This window comes from Rhodococcus sp. Leaf225, from assembly GCF_001426145.1.
Lineage (GTDB): Bacteria > Actinomycetota > Actinomycetes > Mycobacteriales > Mycobacteriaceae > Rhodococcoides.
This window is the reverse complement of sequence record NZ_LMRN01000020.1, coordinates 214470-231709: the sequence shown is the minus strand read 5'-3', so window position 1 is coordinate 231709 and position 17240 is coordinate 214470. Positions and strand designations below refer to the sequence as shown.

Below are 17240 nucleotides of genomic sequence, written 5' to 3'. Positions count from 1 at the left end.
CGCGGGTCAGTTCGTTCCGCTCGGCAACGGCAGACCGGGGATGGTCGGCAGCTGGAACCCGGGCGCTCGCGTCGTCGTGCCGGTGGTGGTCGTGGGCGCCGGCGCGGTCGTCGTGACACCGTCCTGCGGCGAGGCCGGATCAGTCGTGGTCGGCACGGGCGTCGTGGTCGACCGGAACGTGGTGGTCGTCGGGGCGTAGGTCTCCGCCGGGGGCGGCGCCTCGGACGACGACGGCGCGGGCGGGACGTACACCGGCGAGTTCTCGTTGAGGGTCGGGTCGAAGCGCACGTTGTTCCACAGCACCAGTACTGCCAGGAAGGCGAGCACCATCACCACGGTGGTCGTGCGGAAACGGCCGAGGATGCGCGCCGGTATGCGCGACATCCACCCGGGGCGGAACGTCGATCGCGGAGCGTCCGGGTGCTCGGTCGCCGAGCTCTCGGGTTCGTTCGAGGTCACTGTTCGCCTCCCACGGGACGGTCGGCGGAGAGTTCGGGCGAGACGGTGATGCCGTCGTTGCGCAGTGTCAGAGCGATGCGCGCGCGGAGCTCACGTCCCACCTCGAACTGCTTGCCCGGCAGGGTGCGGGCGACGAGGCGCAGGTTGACCTGGTCCACCTCGATGCTCTCGACACCCATGACGGTGGGCTCGTCGAGCAGCAACTCGGTGAGCCGACCGTCGCGGTAGGCCTCCTCGCCCACCGACTTCAGCAGCTCGGTGACGCGCGAGAGATCCGCGGACGGCGGCACCGGCACGTCGATGACAGCGCGCGCCCAGTCCTTCGACAGGTTGACCGCCTTGACGATCTGCCCGTTGGGCACGGTGATCACCTCGCCCTCGGCCGACCGCACCCGCGTGACGCGCAGTGTCACGTCCTCGACGGTGCCGATCGCGTCGCCCGCGGTGCCGGTGATCGCGAGCTGGACCACGTCGCCGTACCCGTACTGACGCTCGGTGATGATGAAGAACCCGGACAGGATGTCCTGGACGATGCGCTGGGCACCGAAACCGAGCGCGGCACCGAGCACGGTCGCCGGAGCCACGAGGCTGGTGATCGGGAAGCCGAGGCGCTGCAGGACCCGGATGGCGACCAGCACGTAGATGAGTGCCACGACCACCCAGGTGACGACCTGCGCCACCGAGTGGCGGTGTTTCGCTGCCTCGGTGCGCACGAGCGCGTCGGTCTGCTGGTAGGTCCGGTCGATGCGACCGGTGATCTTGCCGCCGGCCCACCCCACCGCCCGCGCTGCGAGCATGCCGCCGAGGATCCACAGGATCATCTCGAGGAAGTTGTTCTGGAGCCAGAAGACGAAATCGGGAGGCAGTGGCCAGAAGGCGCTCACCTGTTACTCCTGCTCTGCACGCATACGCCAGCGGATGCCCGACTCGATGAACCCGTCGATGTCACCGTCGAGCACCGAGGACGGGTTGTTGACCTCGTACTCGGTCCGCAGATCCTTCACCATCTGGTACGGGTGCAGGACGTACGAGCGCATCTGGTTACCCCAGGAGCTGCCGCCGTCGCCCTTGAGGGCATCCATCTCGGCGCGCTCCTCCTTGCGCTTGACCTCGAGCAGCTTGGCCTGCAGCACGCGCATGGCGGACACCTTGTTCTGCAGCTGCGACTTCTCGTTCTGGCAGGTGACGACGATGCCGGTCGGAATGTGGGTGAGCCGCACGGCGGAGTCGGTGGTGTTGACGGACTGACCACCCGGTCCCGACGAGCGGTACACGTCGACACGGATGTCGTTCTCGGGGATCTCGATGTGATCGGTGGTCTCGACGACCGGCAGCACCTCGACCTCGGCGAAGGACGTCTGGCGGCGACCCTGGTTGTCGAAGGGGCTGATGCGCACGAGACGATGCGTGCCCTGCTCGATCGACAGAGTTCCGTAACTGTAGGGCGCCTTCACCGCGAAGGTGGCGCTCTTGATGCCGGCCTCCTCGGCGTACGAGGTGTCGTAGACCTCCACGCCGTATCCGTGCTTCTCGGCCCAGCGGATGTACATGCGCATCAGCATCTCGGCCCAGTCCGCGGCGTCGATCCCGCCGGCGCCGGACCGGATGTTGACCAGCGCGTCACGCTTGTCGTACTCACCCGACAGCAGGGTCCGCACCTCGAGCAGCTCGACGTCGGTGTGCAGGGAGACGCGCTCGGCGTCCGCCTCCGCGAGCGCCTCGGCGGCGGCCTCGCCCTCTTCCGCCTCGGCGAGCTCGTACAGCACCGGAAGATCGTCGAGCCGCTGGCGCAGCGCCTCGACCCGCCGCAACTCGGTCTGCGCGTGCGACAACGCGCTGGTCACCTGCTGGGCGTGGTCCTGGTCGTTCCACAGCTCGGGGTCGGCAGCCTGGTGTTCGAGCTCGTCGATCCGGCGACGGAGTTCCTCGATGTCGAGCACCGACTCCACGGTCTTGAGGGTGGTGTCGAGTTCGGCGATGTCAGCGGATACGTCAGGATGCACGCGCCCGAGGTTACCGGCAACGACCGACGGGCCCGCACCGCAGTAACGTCCTGTGCCGTGACCGACCTCGCCGACGATCTCACCCTCGCCCTCCGTCTCGCGGACGCGGCCGACGCCATCACCACGGCGCGATTCCTGGCCGTGGACCTGCGCATCGAGGACAAGCCGGATCTCACACCCGTCTCGGACGCGGATCTGGCCGTCGAGACCGAGATCCGGCGGCTGCTCGGCGAGGTCCGACCGGGCGATGCGGTGTTGGGCGAGGAGTTCGGCGGCGACGCCGTCCTCTCCGGGCGTCAGTGGGTGCTCGATCCCATCGACGGCACCAAGAGCTTCGTCCGCGGTGTGCCGATCTGGGCGACGCTGGTCGCGCTGCTCTCCGACGGCGTGCCGGTCGTGGGAGTGGTCAGCGCTCCCGCTCTCGCGCGGCGATGGTGGGCGGCCGACGGGCTGGGAGCGTTCGCACGCTTCGAAGCCGGCGAGCCGCGACGGTTGTCGGTGTCGTCGGTGGCGTCTCCGTCCTCGGCGAGCCTGGGATTCTCCAGCCTCAGCGGGTGGAGGGACGCCGGTCTGCGAGAGAACTTCCTGGATCTGACCGACGAGGTGTGGCGCGTCCGCGGCTACGGCGACTTCCTCTCGTACTGCCTGGTCGCCGAGGGATCGATCGATGTGGCCGCCGAGCCCGAAGTATCACTGTGGGACCTGGCTCCGCTCGACGTGCTGGTACGGGAGGCGGGCGGCCGTTTCACCGCTCTCGACGGTGCGGCGGGGCCGCACGGAGGCAGTGCGGTGGCGTCGAACGCGCTTCTGCACGACGCCGTCCTCGGGCGCCTGACGCGCCGACCTTACTCGACGGTAGACACCGAACTTACCGACGAGTAAGATAGGTCCCGTCCACGACCGAACACCGAGAACAGCTGGGTGATCATGACGAAGAACGACAGCGCCCCCACGACCAAGACCGATGCGTCTCGGCGCCCGGTGCGCGACACGTCAGCGGTCGGGCTCAACCCGATCCGACGCGACGCCATCGGAACCGCGATGCGCGTGCTCACCAAGCTCTCCGGCTCCGACCTGGCCGAGAAGTACAACCTGCGCCAGACGATCGACCGTGTCACGTACGAGAGCACGAAGACCGGCTTCAAGACGCTCGGTGCCGCCACCCGGACCTTCTCCAAGGTGTCCGGCGGAGGCAAGCCCGAGCGTCTGCCCGAGTCCTCCACCAAGGGACTCGACTACTTCGACCTGACTCCCGACGACGAGCAGAAGATGATCGTCGAGACGGTGCTCGAGTTCGCCGAGGAGATCATGCGCCCGGCAGCGCACGACGCCGACGAGGCCGCGGCATCGCCGGACGACCTCGTCGCTCGCGCCGCCGAACTGGGCATCACCCTCATCAACGTCCCCGAGAACCTCGAGGGCGCGGCCAGTGAGCGCGGCGCCGTCACCAACGCCCTCGTCGCCGAGGCGCTCGCGTACGGAGACATGGGCCTCGCCCTGCCGATCCTCGCCCCCAGCGGCGTGGCGGTGGCGCTCACGCAGTGGGGCACCGAGACTCAGCAGAAGACGTACCTGCCGTCCTTCACGGGTGAGAAGGTGCCCAGTGCGGCTCTCGTCGTGAACGAGCCGCGCGCGCTCTTCGACCCGTTCGCGCTGCAGACCAAGGCGGTCCGCTCCCCCAGCGGCTACAAGCTCACGGGCGTCAAGAGCCTCGTGCCGTCGGCCGCCGCCTGCGAGCTCTTCATCATCGCCGCCGAACTCGACGGCCGTCCCGCTCTCTTCATCGTCGAGTCGGACAGCGCCGGGTTGAGTGTCGAGGCGGACCCCAGCATGGGTCTGCGTGCAGCGGGCATCGGCCGACTGCATCTCGACGGCGTCGCCGTACCCGAGGCCAACCTGCTGGGCGACGGCGACGCGGACGCCCACGTGTCCGACTACACCGACGCCATCCGGCTCGCGCGTCTCGGCTGGGCGTCCATGGCCGCCGGCACGTCGAAGGCCGTCCTGGACTACGTGGTCCCCTACGTCAACGACCGCACCGCGTTCGGCGAGCCGATCAGCAACCGTCAGGCCGTCGCCTTCATGGTGGCCAACATCGCGATCGAGCTCGACGGTCTGCGCCTGGTCATCCAGCGTGGTGCGTCCCGTGCGGAGCAGGGACTGTCCTTCGCACGCGAGGCCTCGCTCGCCCGTCGACTCGCGACGGACAAGGGCATGCAGATCGGCCTCGACGGTGTCCAGCTTCTCGGCGGACACGGTTTCACCAAGGAGCACCCGGTCGAGCGCTGGTACCGCGATCTCCGCGCCGTCGGCGTTGCCGAGGGCATCGTCCTGATCTGATCCGACACCCCACCTTTCGATTGGAACTCTCATGATCAATCTCGAACTTCCTCGCAAGCTCAGGGCGTCGGCCAATCAGGCTCACCAGGTCGCGGCCGAGATCATGCGCCCCGTGTCGCGCAAGTACGACCTGGCGGAGCACGCCTACCCGGTCGAGCTCGACACCATGGCCGCCATGATCGAGGGCATGAGCGACGCCGGCGGTGAGATCGGCGGCGCCAAGGGCGGCCGTGAGGCCAAGGGCGACGCTCCGAAGCCGAGCAAGACCGCGAATGCCAACGGCGGCAACATGTCCGCTCTGGTCAACGTCATCGAGACCTGCTGGGGTGACGTGGGTCTGACCCTGTCCATCCCCTACCAGGGCCTCGGCAACTCCGCCATCGCCGCCGTCGCCACCGACGAGCAGCTCGAGCGCTTCGGCAAGGTGTGGGCCTCGATGGCCATCACCGAGCCCTCGTTCGGTTCCGACTCGGCCGCCGTGAGCACCACCGCGGTACTCGACGGTGACGAGTGGGTCCTCAACGGCGAGAAGATCTACGTCACGGCCGGCGAGCGCTCCACGCACATCGTCGTGTGGGCCACCGTCGACAAGACCAAGGGCCGCGCCGCGATCAAGTCCTTCGTCGTCCCGCGGGACGCACCGGGCCTGTCCGTCGCACGCCTCGAGCACAAGCTGGGCATCAAGGCGTCCGACACCGCAGCCCTGCTCCTCGACAACTGCCGCATCCCGAAGGACAACCTCCTGGGTTCCCCGGACGTCGACACGGACAAGGGCTTCGCCGGCGTCATGCAGACGTTCGACAACACCCGTCCTCTGGTCGCCGGCATGGCCATCGGAGTCGCCCGTGCAGCGCTCGAGGAGCTCCGGTCGATCCTGACCGACGCCGGAGTGGTCATCGACTACGACGCTGCCACCTACAGCCAGTCGGCCGCTGCTGCGGAGTACATCCGGCTCGAGGCCGACTGGGAGGCTGCTTACCTGCTCGCTCTCCGCGCTGCGTGGATGGCGGACAACAAGGAGCCCAACTCGCTGCAGGCGTCGATGTCCAAGGCGAAGGCAGGCCGTAGCGCCACCGACATCACGCTCAAGGCGGTGGAACTGGCCGGCACGCTCGGCTTCTCCGAGCACCTGCTGCTCGAGAAGTGGTCACGCGACTCGAAGATCCTCGACATCTTCGAGGGCACCCAGCAGATCCAGCAGCTGATCGTGGCTCGCCGCGTGCTCGGGAAGACGTCCGCCGAGCTGAAGTGACGGTCACACGACCCTGAGAAAGGCCCGGCACATGTGCCGGGCCTTTTCTGCTGTTCTGGCAAGCTGGAACGGACGAAGCACGGCGAACACGAGGGAGACTGCCATGTCGGACTGGGCGAAGAAGATCGAGGACAAAGCCAAGGGCCTCGTCGCGGAGGCCGAGGTGGGCCTCACCCACCTCGAGGGTGCGGACGCCGTCGATCTGGACGAGACGGACGACTCGGGGGACCGTACGGACGCCGGCGGGGACGTCGACGAGAACGACGCGCCCAGCACGGGCATGACGTCGGCGGATCCAGACATCTCTCACTGAGCACCAGGCACCGACGTCGCTCTGATCCGATCGAGTCGACGCCGGTGCCCGCGGCAACGCGAAAGGCCCGACAGTCTGAGACTGTCGGGCCTTTCGTGGTGGTAGCGGGGACAGGATTTGAACCTGCGACCTCTGGGTTATGAGCCCAGCGAGCTACCGAGCTGCTCCACCCCGCGTCAGCATCGAGAACCTTTCGGCTCCGTCTGCGGTGCAAGCTGTACTGCGTTCTTGCTGAACAAGAAGTTACCGGACGGCGTCGGTGAATTGCAAATCGCCTGCTGAGCAACGAGATCGAGCCCCGGAGGGTGACCGCGGTCTCTTTTCACCCGTGTTCCCCCTCACATAACGATGGGGTCACGAGGAGGACACGAGACGGTTGTCATCCGTCATGACCTGCAGAGATGTCACGAACCCACCATCTCGCCCGTTTCCGACCTCGCCAGAGGGCCGGGTGACGGCTCGTGATTGTTTCGTTACCGTCGCGCTCGGCCCGAAACAAGGGCCAGGCCGACCCGCCGCTGGATTCTTCTGCCCCGCGGGATCGGAGACCCGACTCGATGGGGGCAGGGATTCGAGCGAATGCAGGCGTCACTCGCCTGCGCGCTCACGTCGACCAGCGCTGAGAGGATCTACCCCGCATGACCACTGCACGTAACTTCACCACCCGCGCGCTCGGATGGGCCGCCGTCACCGGCGCCGTCGTCGCCGCACCGCTCGTCCTGAGCACCGGAACCGCCTCCGCAGCACCCGCCCACAACTGGGACGGCGTCGCACAGTGCGAGAGCGGCGGCAACTGGGGCATCAACACCGGCAACGGCTACTACGGTGGCCTGCAGTTCTCGCAGAGCACCTGGGCGGCCAACGGCGGCTCCGGCACCGCGTCCAGCGCCTCCAAGGCCGAGCAGATCCGCGTCGCCGAGAACGTTCTCGCGACCCAGGGCGTCGGCGCATGGCCCACCTGCGGCCAGTACCTCTCGTCGGGCACCACGTCGGTCGCCGAGGCGCCCGCACCGGCACCCGCTCCCGCGCCTGCTGCACCCGCCGCACCGGCACCCGTGCAGTCCGCCGTCGAGCAGGGCGCAGCACTGGCCCAGCAGTACGGCGTCGGCCAGCAGTACCAGGACTTCGTGGCCGCCAACTCCGGCGTCCTCGCGGGCCTCGCTCGCTAGAGCATCCTCTCGAACGTCCGAAGCGGGCGCATCCGATCATCGGGTGCGCCCGCTTCGTCGTGTGCGGGGCGTCTGCTGGGGCCCTGGTGTCGCCGCACCGGCCCCGCGACGCGATCTGCACCCTGTGCTCGGGGCTCACACCCCCTCCAGCAGGCGGGAAGGGGTGCGGGGTGCTGGAATCCGTGCGGGTCGACGCGGCGGCTCCCCCACACCCGGCCACGCCCCGGCCCCGTCGTCGGCGCAGGCGATCCGCACACGTTTCCTTAGCCGCGCACCCCCACCCGCCGGCGACAACGCGTGCGGGGCGCTGGAACCCGTGCGGGTCGACGCAGCGGCTCCCCCGCAACCCGGCTCCCCGATACCACCACTGCCATCCGCACACGTCGCACAAGCCGCACACCCCCACCCGCCGGCGGCAACGCGTGCGGGGCGCTGGAACCCGCGCGCAACGACCCGAACACAACGACCCGCGCTCACGACGAAGCCCCGCCACTCGTGACGAGTGACGGGGCTTCGGTCGTGACTACCGGGCCGACTATCCCCCGGTGCTGTTGTACTGGTCGATCGCGCGCTGCAGGTTGTCGAACGCGGTACCGAGCTGGGCGAAGTCACCCGACTGCTGCGCGGTCCGCACTGCTGCCAGCGCACTGTTGAGGTTGTTCACCGCGGCCGTCCGGTCGACGGGCGCAGCGGGTGCGGCCGACGTGGACGAAGGCGTGGTGGCAGACCCCTCGGTGGGTGCCGGGGTGGTGCCGGTCGACGAGCCGTTGTCCGGCTGCGGCTCTGTCGCCTCACCGCCCGGCGCGGTCGCCACGCTGCCCGTACCGGAGCCGAACACCTGGTCCAGTGCCTCGGCCAGCGTCGCCGCGTACCCGACGCGGACACCGCCGCCCGCACCCGGCTCGCGATAGCTCACGAGTACGCGGGACAACTGCGGGAACGTGGAGGTGTTCGTCGTGTTGCGCTCGGTGTACAGCGGCTCGACGTACAAGATTCCGCCGTTGGCGATGGGCAGTGTCAGCAGGTTGCCGTACTGGATTCTGTTGGACTGCTGCAGCAGCGTTCGGTCCGACGCCACACGGGTGTCCGACGTCATCGAGTTCTGCGCCTGCTGCGGACCCTGAGTCTGCGTGTCGGTGGGCAACTGCAGCACCGTGAACTCGCCGTAACCCTCCGGATCGGAGCGCACGGAGATGTACGCGGACAACAGCTCTCGGTTGAAGCCCACCATCGCACTGGTCAACCTGAACGACGGCTGGCCCGTGTCCGGATCACCGATCAGGACGTAGTACGGCGGTTGGTTGAGGTTGGTGCCACCCTCGACGGTCGGGTCACTGGGAACCGACCAGAACGCGTTGTTGGTGAAGAACTCGCCGGGATCGTTGACGTGGTATTTGGCGAGCATCTCGCGCTGGACCTTGAACAGGTCCTCGGGGTAGCGGAAGTGCTGACGCAATTCGTCGGAGATCGCCGACTCGGGCTGGACCGCACCCGGGAACGCGCCCATCCACGCGGCGAGGACGGGATCGTTGTCGTCCACCTGGTAGAGGTTCACCGACCCGTCGTAGGCGTCGACGGTGGCCTTGACCGAGTTGCGGATGTAGGACACCTCGTCACGCGGAAGCAGTCGACCCGTGTTGGCGTCGATGCTGTCCTGCACCAGTCCCTCGAGCGAACTGCGCTGCGCGTAGGGGTACTGGTCCAGCGTGGTGTACGCGTCGACGATCCAGACGATCTTTCCACCGACCACGGCCGGGTAGGAGTTGCCGTCCGCGGTCAGCCACGGTGCGACCTTCTGCACGCGCTCACGAGGATCGCGGTTGAAGATGATCTTCGAGTCGTCGCCGATGGCGCCCGAGAAGAGGATGTTGCGTTCGGTGTACTTCGCCGCGAACGCCAACCGGTTGAACCAGTTGCCGATGCTCACGCCACCCGAACCGGTGTAGGTGTAGCGCGAGGTGTCGGTGTCGTACTCGCGGCCGTCCGAGCCTTCGCTGCCACCGACGATGGCGTAGTCGGGGTTGGACGACGCGATGACCTCGCCGTAGTAGATGCGGGGCTGCTCCACCGGGATGACCTGGTCGTCCGCGGCCTGCGACGCGAGGTCGCTGACGGTGTAGATCGGGTACCCGGAGTTGCTGTTCGACTCGGTGCTCGTCGCGTCCTGCACGGCGGCGTTCACGCGGTTGGCCGGGGCCGCCACGAAACCGTTGCCGTGCGTGTACACCGTGTGGCGGTTGATCCAGTCGGTCTGGTTGCCGGTGAGGCTGTTGGGAGACAGCTCACGCGCCGCGACGATGTAGTCCTGGAGCTGCCCGTCGATCTCGTAGCGGTCGACGTCCAACGTGGACGGGAACCCGTAGAAGTTCTTGAGCTGCTGCTGCTGGGTGAAGGTGCGCGAGAGCACGTTCGGATCGAGCAGACGGGTGTTGGCGATGGTGGTCTGGTCCGCGGGGACGTCCCGAGGCGACGCGGAACCGACGCCCGTGTAGTCCTCGTAGGTCACGGTGTCGTCCGTGATGCCGTAGGCGGCTCGGGTGGCCTCGATGTTCCGTTCGATGTACGCCCGCTCCTTGTCGGCAGCGTTGGGGCGCACCGAGAACTGCTCGACGACCAACGGCCAGACGGCGCCGACGAGAATCGACGACAGGACGAGAAGCGCGGTGGCGAGTGCCGGGATCCGCAGATCGCGCAGGAAGATCGCCGCGAAGAAGGCACCCGCACAGATGACAGCGATGGCCAGCAGGATGAGCTTCGCGGGCAGGACGGCGTTGATGTCGGTGAAGCCGGGGCCCGTGAACGTGGGCTCCTTACGGCTGCTCGACAAGAGTGCGTAACGATCGAACCAGTACGCCACCGCCTTGAGGACGACGAAGGTGCCGGCGAGCACGGCCAACTGGATGCGCGCCGACTTGGTCAGCGCACCCTCGCGGCCGCTGAGGCGCAGGCCGCCGAAGATGTAGTGCGTGACCAGTGCCGCGAAGAAGGCGATGACGACGGCGACGAAGAGCCAGTTGAGGATCGACCGGTAGAACGGCAGATCGAAGGCGTAGAAGCCGACGTCCAGGTTGAACTGCGGATCCTGCACGCCGAAGGATCCACCGTGCAGGAACATCTGCACCGTGACCCAGTTGCCCTGTGCGACAAGGCCGGAGAGCAGGCCGATGACGACCGGGATGCCGATACCGAACACGCGCAGACGCGACATGACGGTGGTGCGGTAGCGAGCGATGGGATCGTTCGGTCCGGCCGTGGGTACGAAGACCGGACGCGACCGGTAGGCGACGGTGAGAGCACCGAACACCGTGCCGCCCACCAGCAGAGCGACGACGAGGAACGTGATCACGCGAGTGAGGAGCACCGTCGTGAAGACGTTGCGGAAGCCGACCTCCCCGAACCACAACCAGTCCGTGTACGTGTCCACCAACCGGGGACCGATGAGCAACAGCGCGGCCAGAACCAACGCCAGGACCAGTAACGTACGGCTCCGTCTCGACAACGACGGCAAACCGGTTGGGGGCCTCATGCCCACGTGCCACACTCCAAGATCTCGCGCGCCGTCGCCTCGTGACACCACCGTGACGACACCACATGTCCGTTTTCGACCACTGTACGGACACCCTCGAACGCGAAGTGTCCCGCCGTGGCGACGTCCACGACTCTAGCCCTCGATGCGAGGATGGAGCGGTGAGTGACAACGAGGATGCATCGTGACCGGGAGCGAGTGGTTCGATCCCGAATCCGGGGACGCCCGCGCCGAACGCGCCCTCGCCCGCTGTGTGCGCGAGGTCGTCGACTACGTGGACGCCGGCGGGTGGGACCAGGGGCCTCAGTTGTTCGCGTTGGTCCCGACCGAGGATCTGGCGGCCGCGGAGCCCAGCCTGCTCGACCAGCTCGAGGACGGCGCCGACCTGACCCCTGTCGCCCAGGAGCGGCTGCCCGCCGACGTCGCGGGCGGATCGCACGCGCTCGACGAGTTCCTCGGCACGACCACCTGGCCGGCCTCGGTCGCCGGGTGCGCACTGGTCGAGGAGATCGTCGTTCTGCCGCCCGAGGCCGAATCGGATCTCGACAGCGCCCTCGCTCCGCTCCTGGCGGATCGCGACGCGGCGGACCAGGCCGCGCGCCTCACGGCCGAGGAGCACCCCGACCGGCGCGACGGGCGGCTCATCGTCGCCGTACTTCGGGACGGTCCGTCCATCGCCCTGCTGCAGCTGCGTCCCGAGAACGAGGACGACAGCAGTTTCGACGAGGCGCCGGAGCTACTGACCTACGAGAACCTGGCGCCGAACGTCGTCGCGGCGCTGCACGCCACGCTCGACGCGGATCCCGAGGACGAGGACTACTAGCGTTCGCACCCGGATCGTCACGAGCAGGACGGGGCGTCTCCCCCACCGGCCAGAGCGTCGAGCGACCCGATCGCATCGTCCAGGCTCGTGACCTTCACCAGGCGTAGCCCCTCCGGCGTCCGCGGCGCCGCCTCGGCGCAGTTGTCCGCGGGAACGAGGAAGATCGTCGCGCCGGCCTCGCGTGCGGCGACCAACTTGTACGGGATCCCGCCGATGGGACCCACCACGCCGTCGGCGTCGATCGTTCCTGTGCCGGCGACGAAGGCACCGCCGCTGAGGTCGCCGGGACTGAGCTTGTCCACCACCGCCAGCGAGAACATCAGTCCGGCGGACGGGCCGCCGACGTCGGCGAGATTGAACTCCACGGTGAACGGCACGTCCGGTGTCTCCTCCGGGGTGATGCCGAGATAGCCGCGCTCGGCGTCGTCCGGACGGGCGGCGACGGTGACGTTCTCCGTCGTCGTCGCGCCGTCCCGCGTGACGTCCACCGAGATGGTCGTGCCGGGATTCACGGCACCGACAGCTTTCTGGACGTCGGCCACAGTGGACACGGGCGCGCCGTCGATCGCGGTCACTCGGTCACCCTCCTCGAGGACGCCCGCCGCGGGGCTGTCGTCGCCGATCTGCGCGACCGTGAGCACCGTGGGCAGTCCGAGGTGATCCAGGGCTGCGAGTTCCGCACTGTCCTCGGATTCCGCGAAGTCGGCCTGGTTGGCGTTCTCGACCTCTTCTCGGCTGCGATCGGGCGGGTAGATCTCGTCGCGCGGGACCAACCCCTGCCTGCCGCTGAGCCAGAGGCCGAGAGCGTCGAACACCGTCAACTCGTCCCGAACCGCCACGGTCGTCATGTTCAGGTGGCCGGACGGCCGATCGACGTCGGTGCCCTGGACGTCCACGACGGGCTTGCCGTCCACCTCACCGAGTGTGTCGAACGTCGGTCCGGGCCCGAGGGCCGCGAACGGAACGGTGACCGCAGATCCCAGAACTCCGAGGACGACCACCGGCAACAGAGCGACCAGGAGCGTCGCGATCCTTCGATTCACGTCACCACAGTAGAGAACGACACCGTCAGCGCTGTCGGGGAGACGCGTCGACGTCGCCCGTGGCGTCGCTGTGTTCGCGCTCGGCGCACTCGGCATCGCCGCCGAACCCGTGTTCGGCTTGTACCGTTGAACCATGACCAACACGCCTTTCGGATTCTCCAATTCCGACGACGACCCGGACAAGAACGAGGGGTCGAGCGGCGGCTCCGGCACGCCCGGAGGTGGTGCCGGCGGATTCGGTTTCGGCGCCGAGGGTTTCGATCCGGCGGCGCTCGGCCAGATGTTCACGCAGATGGGTCAGATGTTCAGCGGGATGGGATCCGGTGCCACGTCCGGACCGGTGAACTACGACCTGGCGAAGAAGCTGGCCCTCCAGCAGATCGGGTCGACCACCCCCGTGCGGGAGGGATCGAAGTCCGCCGTCGTCGACGCGGCGCACCTGGCGGAGCAGTGGCTGAACGAGGCCACCATCCTCCCGGCCGGCGCGGTGCGCACCGAGGCGTGGACTCCGCAGGAATGGTTGGACAACACGCTCGACACGTGGAAGCGGTTGTGCGATCCCGTCGCCGAGCAGATCTCCGGCATGTGGACCTCCGCGTTGCCGCCGGAGGCGCAACAGATGGTCGGTCCGATGATCGGCATGCTCGGTCAGATGGGCGGCATGGCGTTCGGCTCACAGCTGGGCCAGGCATTGGGCCAGCTGGCCAAGGAGGTCCTCACCTCGACCGACATCGGCCTGCCGCTCGGCCCGTCGGACACTGCGGCGCTGCTTCCCGACGCCGTCGCGGTGTTCAGCGAGGGCACCGAGCTGCCCGAGCGCGAGGTGCTCGTGTTCCTCGCCGCGCGCGAGGTCGCCCACCACCGTCTCTACTCGCACGTGCCGTGGCTGCGTCAGCGCGTTCTGGCCACCGTCGAGGAGTACGCGCGCGGCATCCGGATGGACTTCGGTGCCATCGAGGAGGCGGCCCGCGGTATCGATCCGTCCGCGCTCACCGACCCGAGCCAGCTGGAGAAGATCCTGCAGCAGGGTGCGTTCGAGCCGCAGACGACCCCGGAGCAGAAGGCGGCCCTGGAGCGCCTCGAGACATTGCTGGCCCTCGTCGAGGGGTGGGTGGACACGGTGGTGACCACCGCTCTGGGCGAGCGGCTGCCGGGAGCGTCCGCACTGTCGGAGACGATGCGGCGCCGTCGCGCGTCCGGCGGCCCGGCCGAGCAGACCTTCGCGACGCTCATCGGCCTCGAATTGCGGCCGCGCAAGGTGCGTGAAGCAGCCGATCTGTGGCGTCGACTGACCGACGCTGCGGGTATCGACGGCCGCGACGGTGTGTGGGCCCACCCCGATCTGCTGCCCGACACCGCGGACCTCGACGACTCGTCGTCCTTCATCGATCGCATCGTGGGCGGGGACACCGGGTCCTTCGACGACCCCATCGCTCAGCTCGAGGAGTTCGAGCGCAAGCGCGCGGCCGAGAAGAAGGCCGAGGGAGACGACGAGGGCCCCGCCCCCGTCTGATTCCGCCGACCTGGGACTTCCCGACGCCCGCGTGACTGCGTCGCAGCTCTGAGCGTCGTACGCCTGTGGACAAACGGCGCGAGACACCCCGTCCGCAGTGTGGGGCGTGCCATCGTCTGCGCATGACGGAGACACGCCACGCGAGCTCGCCCGAGATCGCCCGTACGCGCGCCGACCGGGACGGCCTCCCGCACCTGGCCGAATCGGTCACGCTCCTCGTGCGCCGAGACGGTCGGCTGCAGGTCGGCTGGCATCCCGAGCGCCGGGTGGTCCTCACCCCGCCGGACGGCGTGACACCGGCCGTCATGGCCTCGGTGCTGCGTCTCCTGGACGGACGGCGGTCGATACCCGACGTGTACTGGCGTGCAGCCGAACTCGGCGTGGACGCGGCAGTGCTCACCGCGGTGCAAGCCGAACTCGAACGACTGGGCGTGCTCGGACGTCGTCACCCGCGGTCGTCCGCCGTCCGCACGGTCCTCGTGCTGGGACGCGGTCCCCTGTCGGATGCGGTGTCCATCGGGTTGTCCCCGACGGGCCGCGTCCAGCGCCGGCACGTGTCACTCCCCCACAGACACGCGGACGTCGACTGCGTGGTCGTGGCGGACACCGTGCTCTGTGCCCCCGAGGTGTCCCGGGTGCTCATGGACGACGGCATCCCGCACCTTCCCGTGCGGCTGCGCGACGGCGTCGGCGTGGTGGGACCGCTCGTCCTTCCCGGACACACGCCCTGCCTCGAGTGCGTCGAGCTGACGCGGTGCGACTACGACCGGGAATGGCCGCACCTCGCCGCGCAGCTCCTCGGCACCGTCGGGTCCGCGAGCGGCGCCACCATCGCCGCCACCGCGGCGTTCGCGGTCGCGCAGGTCACCGAGTTCCTCGACGCACACGCAGACTCGCCCGCACCGATGACCGTCGGGCACAGCCTGGAGGTGGACCTCGTCGCCGCGGCCACCCGCCGTCGACGATGGCCGCGTCACCTGTTGTGCACCTGCGCTCGTCGGTGACGGACGGTGTGACGTGTCACGGATGCGCGGCCGGGTCTCGACCGGTCGCGGCGCGTCGGCCGATCGTCAGACATGATGGAGTCATGCCCGACATCCCCCGCAGCAGTTCCGCCCGGACAGCCAAGCTGGCCAGCATCCCCCTCGGGATGGCAGGCCGCGCAGCGATGGGCTTCGGACGCAAACTCGCGGGCGGAAATCGTGCGGAGATCGACGCCGAACTCAGCGCCAAGGCCGCCCAGCAGATGTTCGCCGTTCTCGGCGAACTCAAGGGCGGAGCGATGAAGTTGGGTCAGGCTCTCAGCGTCATGGAGGCGGCCGTACCCGAGGAGATGGCAGAGCCCTACCGCGAGGCGCTGACCAAGCTGCAGGCCGAGGCGCCCCCGATGCCGATCGCGACGGTCCATCGGGTGATGGATCAACAGCTCGGCACCGGGTGGCGCTCGCGCATCTCCGACTTCGACGACACGGCCACCGCGTCGGCCTCCATCGGGCAGGTGCACCGAGCGACCTGGTCCGACGGTCGCGACGTGGCGGTCAAGATCCAGTACCCGGGTGCGGACGAGGCGCTGAAGGCCGACCTCAAGACGCTGTCGCGTTTCGTCGGCATCCTCGGCACCATCGTGCCGGGAACCGACGTGAAGGCCGTCCTCGACGAGATGTCGGCGCGCACGGAGGAGGAACTCGACTACCGGATCGAAGGCGAGAACCAGCGTGCGTTCGCCGCGGTCTACGACGGGGACGAAAGATTCGCCGTGCCTCGTGTCGTGGCGAGTGCTCCCAAGGTGGTCATCACGGAGTGGATGGAAGGAACGTCCCTCTCCTCCGTCATCGCCACCGGAACCGCGGAGCAGCGCAACACCGCCGGCGAGAACCTGGCCCGCTTCCACTTCGAATCGGCGGAGCGCGTCCGCCGCATCCACGGCGATCCGCACCCCGGCAACTTCAAGTTGCTCGCCGACGGCAGGCTCGGCGTCATCGACTTCGGTGCGTGCCTCACTCTCCCCGACGGTCTGCCCCCGGAACTCGGTCGGATGGTGCGACTCTCGCGCGACGAGGAGTTCGACGAGCTGACGGAACTGCTGCGCGAGACGGGATTCGTGATTCCCGGCCGCGAGGTCACCGAGCAGGAGATCGCCGACTATCTCCGCCCCTTCACCGATCCGATCAAGACCGAGTCGTTCCACTTCACTCGAAAGTGGCTGCAGGGCACGGCAGGCAAGGCCGCGGACTTCAACGGTCCGCAGTTCCGTACGGCCCGGTCCCTCAATCTGCCGCCGCGGTACGCGGTGATCTTCCGCGTTCTCCTGGGATCGGTGGGCATCTGCGCCCAGCTCGACGCGAATGCTCCGTACATGGCGATTCTCACCGAGTGGATGCCCGGGTTCGCCGAGTAGCCGGGCGACACCCGCACCGACCGTCAAGCACAGACGACGGACGGTGCGGGTGTGACCGGGTTCTTGCGGGGACGGCCGCGAGACCGCTTGCGCGCGATGACGACTCCCTGATCGAAGATCTCGCCGCCCCACACTCCCCACGGCTCGGCACGGTCGAGCGCCGCGTCGAGGCACCCCGACCTGATGGGGCAGTGTGCGCACAGCTGCTTGGCGCGTTCGAGACGGTCGGGCGACTCGGCGAACCAGAGATCCGGATCGGCTCGGCGGCACGGCAACTGATCTGCGACGAAGTCGTCGATGGCGGCCACGGACCGGTCGGTCGTGGTGTCGTCGGTGCGGCATGTCGTCCGGGTGGTGGCGGGTGACACGTCGTTCTCCTCTTCTGCTGCGATTCACGGTGG

General features: G+C 68.3%; 15 protein-coding genes and 1 tRNA gene. 9 read left to right on the top strand and 7 right to left on the bottom strand.

Annotated features, from left to right (window positions below):
* Positions 1 to 6: 6 nt before the first annotated feature.
* The 3 genes from ASG69_RS14560 to prfB all read right to left on the bottom strand — a co-directional run bounded on the left by ASG69_RS14560 (position 7) and on the right by prfB (position 2462).
* A complete protein-coding gene (locus tag ASG69_RS14560; RefSeq protein WP_056447871.1) occupies positions 7 to 459 on the bottom strand; it encodes a hypothetical protein in 453 nt (150 codons plus the stop codon).
* A complete protein-coding gene (locus ASG69_RS14555; protein ID WP_081821432.1) occupies positions 456 to 1280 on the bottom strand; it encodes a mechanosensitive ion channel family protein in 825 nt (274 codons plus the stop codon). The genes ASG69_RS14560 and ASG69_RS14555 overlap by 4 nt, the downstream gene beginning before the upstream one ends.
* Before the next feature lie 66 nt (positions 1281 to 1346).
* Positions 1347 to 2462 carry a peptide chain release factor 2 gene (prfB, locus tag ASG69_RS14550; RefSeq protein WP_027506816.1) on the bottom strand — a complete coding sequence of 372 codons (1116 nt, stop codon included), beginning with the start codon at positions 2460 to 2462 and terminating at the stop codon, positions 1347 to 1349.
* Positions 2463 to 2519: 57 nt separating this feature from the next.
* Here prfB and ASG69_RS14545 point away from each other — a divergent pair, with 57 nt between their 5' ends.
* From ASG69_RS14545 to ASG69_RS14530, 4 genes are all read left to right on the top strand, one after another.
* Complete coding sequence (locus ASG69_RS14545) at positions 2520 to 3344, top strand: inositol monophosphatase family protein (protein WP_056447868.1); 825 nt, start codon at positions 2520 to 2522, stop codon at positions 3342 to 3344.
* A gap of 39 nt (positions 3345 to 3383) precedes the next feature.
* Positions 3384 to 4802: an acyl-CoA dehydrogenase family protein gene (locus ASG69_RS14540; protein WP_056447865.1), complete on the top strand. Its 1419-nt coding sequence runs from the start codon at positions 3384 to 3386 to the stop codon at positions 4800 to 4802.
* A 31-nt stretch (positions 4803 to 4833) separates the two neighbouring features.
* Positions 4834 to 6054, top strand: coding sequence for an acyl-CoA dehydrogenase family protein (locus tag ASG69_RS14535; RefSeq protein WP_056447862.1), 1221 nt, complete (start codon positions 4834 to 4836; stop codon positions 6052 to 6054).
* A 103-nt stretch (positions 6055 to 6157) separates the two neighbouring features.
* Positions 6158 to 6367: a hypothetical protein gene (locus ASG69_RS14530; RefSeq protein WP_037186691.1), complete on the top strand. Its 210-nt coding sequence runs from the start codon at positions 6158 to 6160 to the stop codon at positions 6365 to 6367.
* Positions 6368 to 6466: 99 nt separating this feature from the next.
* Here ASG69_RS14530 and ASG69_RS14525 read toward each other — a convergent pair.
* A tRNA-Met gene (locus ASG69_RS14525) sits at positions 6467 to 6543 on the bottom strand.
* Between the two features lie 462 nt (positions 6544 to 7005).
* Between ASG69_RS14525 and ASG69_RS14520 the strand changes: the two genes are divergently transcribed.
* Positions 7006 to 7536: a transglycosylase family protein gene (locus ASG69_RS14520; protein WP_027506819.1), complete on the top strand. Its 531-nt coding sequence runs from the start codon at positions 7006 to 7008 to the stop codon at positions 7534 to 7536.
* 535 nt (positions 7537 to 8071) lie between these two features.
* Here ASG69_RS14520 and ASG69_RS14515 read toward each other — a convergent pair.
* Positions 8072 to 11068 carry a UPF0182 family protein gene (locus tag ASG69_RS14515; RefSeq protein ID WP_200933828.1) on the bottom strand — a complete coding sequence of 999 codons (2997 nt, stop codon included), beginning with the start codon at positions 11066 to 11068 and terminating at the stop codon, positions 8072 to 8074.
* A 178-nt stretch (positions 11069 to 11246) separates the two neighbouring features.
* On the opposite strand from ASG69_RS14515, the gene ASG69_RS14510 reads away from it, so the two are divergent.
* Complete coding sequence (locus tag ASG69_RS14510; RefSeq protein ID WP_231476446.1) at positions 11247 to 11885, top strand: PPA1309 family protein; 639 nt, start codon at positions 11247 to 11249, stop codon at positions 11883 to 11885.
* Positions 11886 to 11902: 17 nt separating this feature from the next.
* On the opposite strand, the gene ASG69_RS14505 is transcribed toward ASG69_RS14510, so the two are convergent.
* Entirely contained in the window at positions 11903 to 12928 is a 1026-nt protein-coding gene (locus ASG69_RS14505; RefSeq protein ID WP_056448064.1) for a YlbL family protein, read from the bottom strand.
* A 133-nt stretch (positions 12929 to 13061) separates the two neighbouring features.
* On the opposite strand from ASG69_RS14505, the gene ASG69_RS14500 reads away from it, so the two are divergent.
* From ASG69_RS14500 to ASG69_RS14490, 3 genes are all read left to right on the top strand, one after another.
* Positions 13062 to 14441, top strand: coding sequence for a zinc-dependent metalloprotease (locus tag ASG69_RS14500; RefSeq protein WP_027506823.1), 1380 nt, complete (start codon positions 13062 to 13064; stop codon positions 14439 to 14441).
* 122 nt (positions 14442 to 14563) lie between these two features.
* A complete protein-coding gene (locus ASG69_RS14495; RefSeq protein ID WP_056447855.1) occupies positions 14564 to 15445 on the top strand; it encodes a hypothetical protein in 882 nt (293 codons plus the stop codon).
* A gap of 83 nt (positions 15446 to 15528) precedes the next feature.
* A complete protein-coding gene (locus ASG69_RS14490) occupies positions 15529 to 16839 on the top strand; it encodes an ABC1 kinase family protein (protein WP_027506825.1) in 1311 nt (436 codons plus the stop codon).
* Between the two features lie 23 nt (positions 16840 to 16862).
* Here the strand turns inward: ASG69_RS14490 and ASG69_RS14485 are convergent, their stop codons facing one another.
* Positions 16863 to 17207: a WhiB family transcriptional regulator gene (locus ASG69_RS14485; RefSeq protein ID WP_156380535.1), complete on the bottom strand. Its 345-nt coding sequence runs from the start codon at positions 17205 to 17207 to the stop codon at positions 16863 to 16865.
* Between the last annotated feature and the right edge of the window lie 33 nt (positions 17208 to 17240).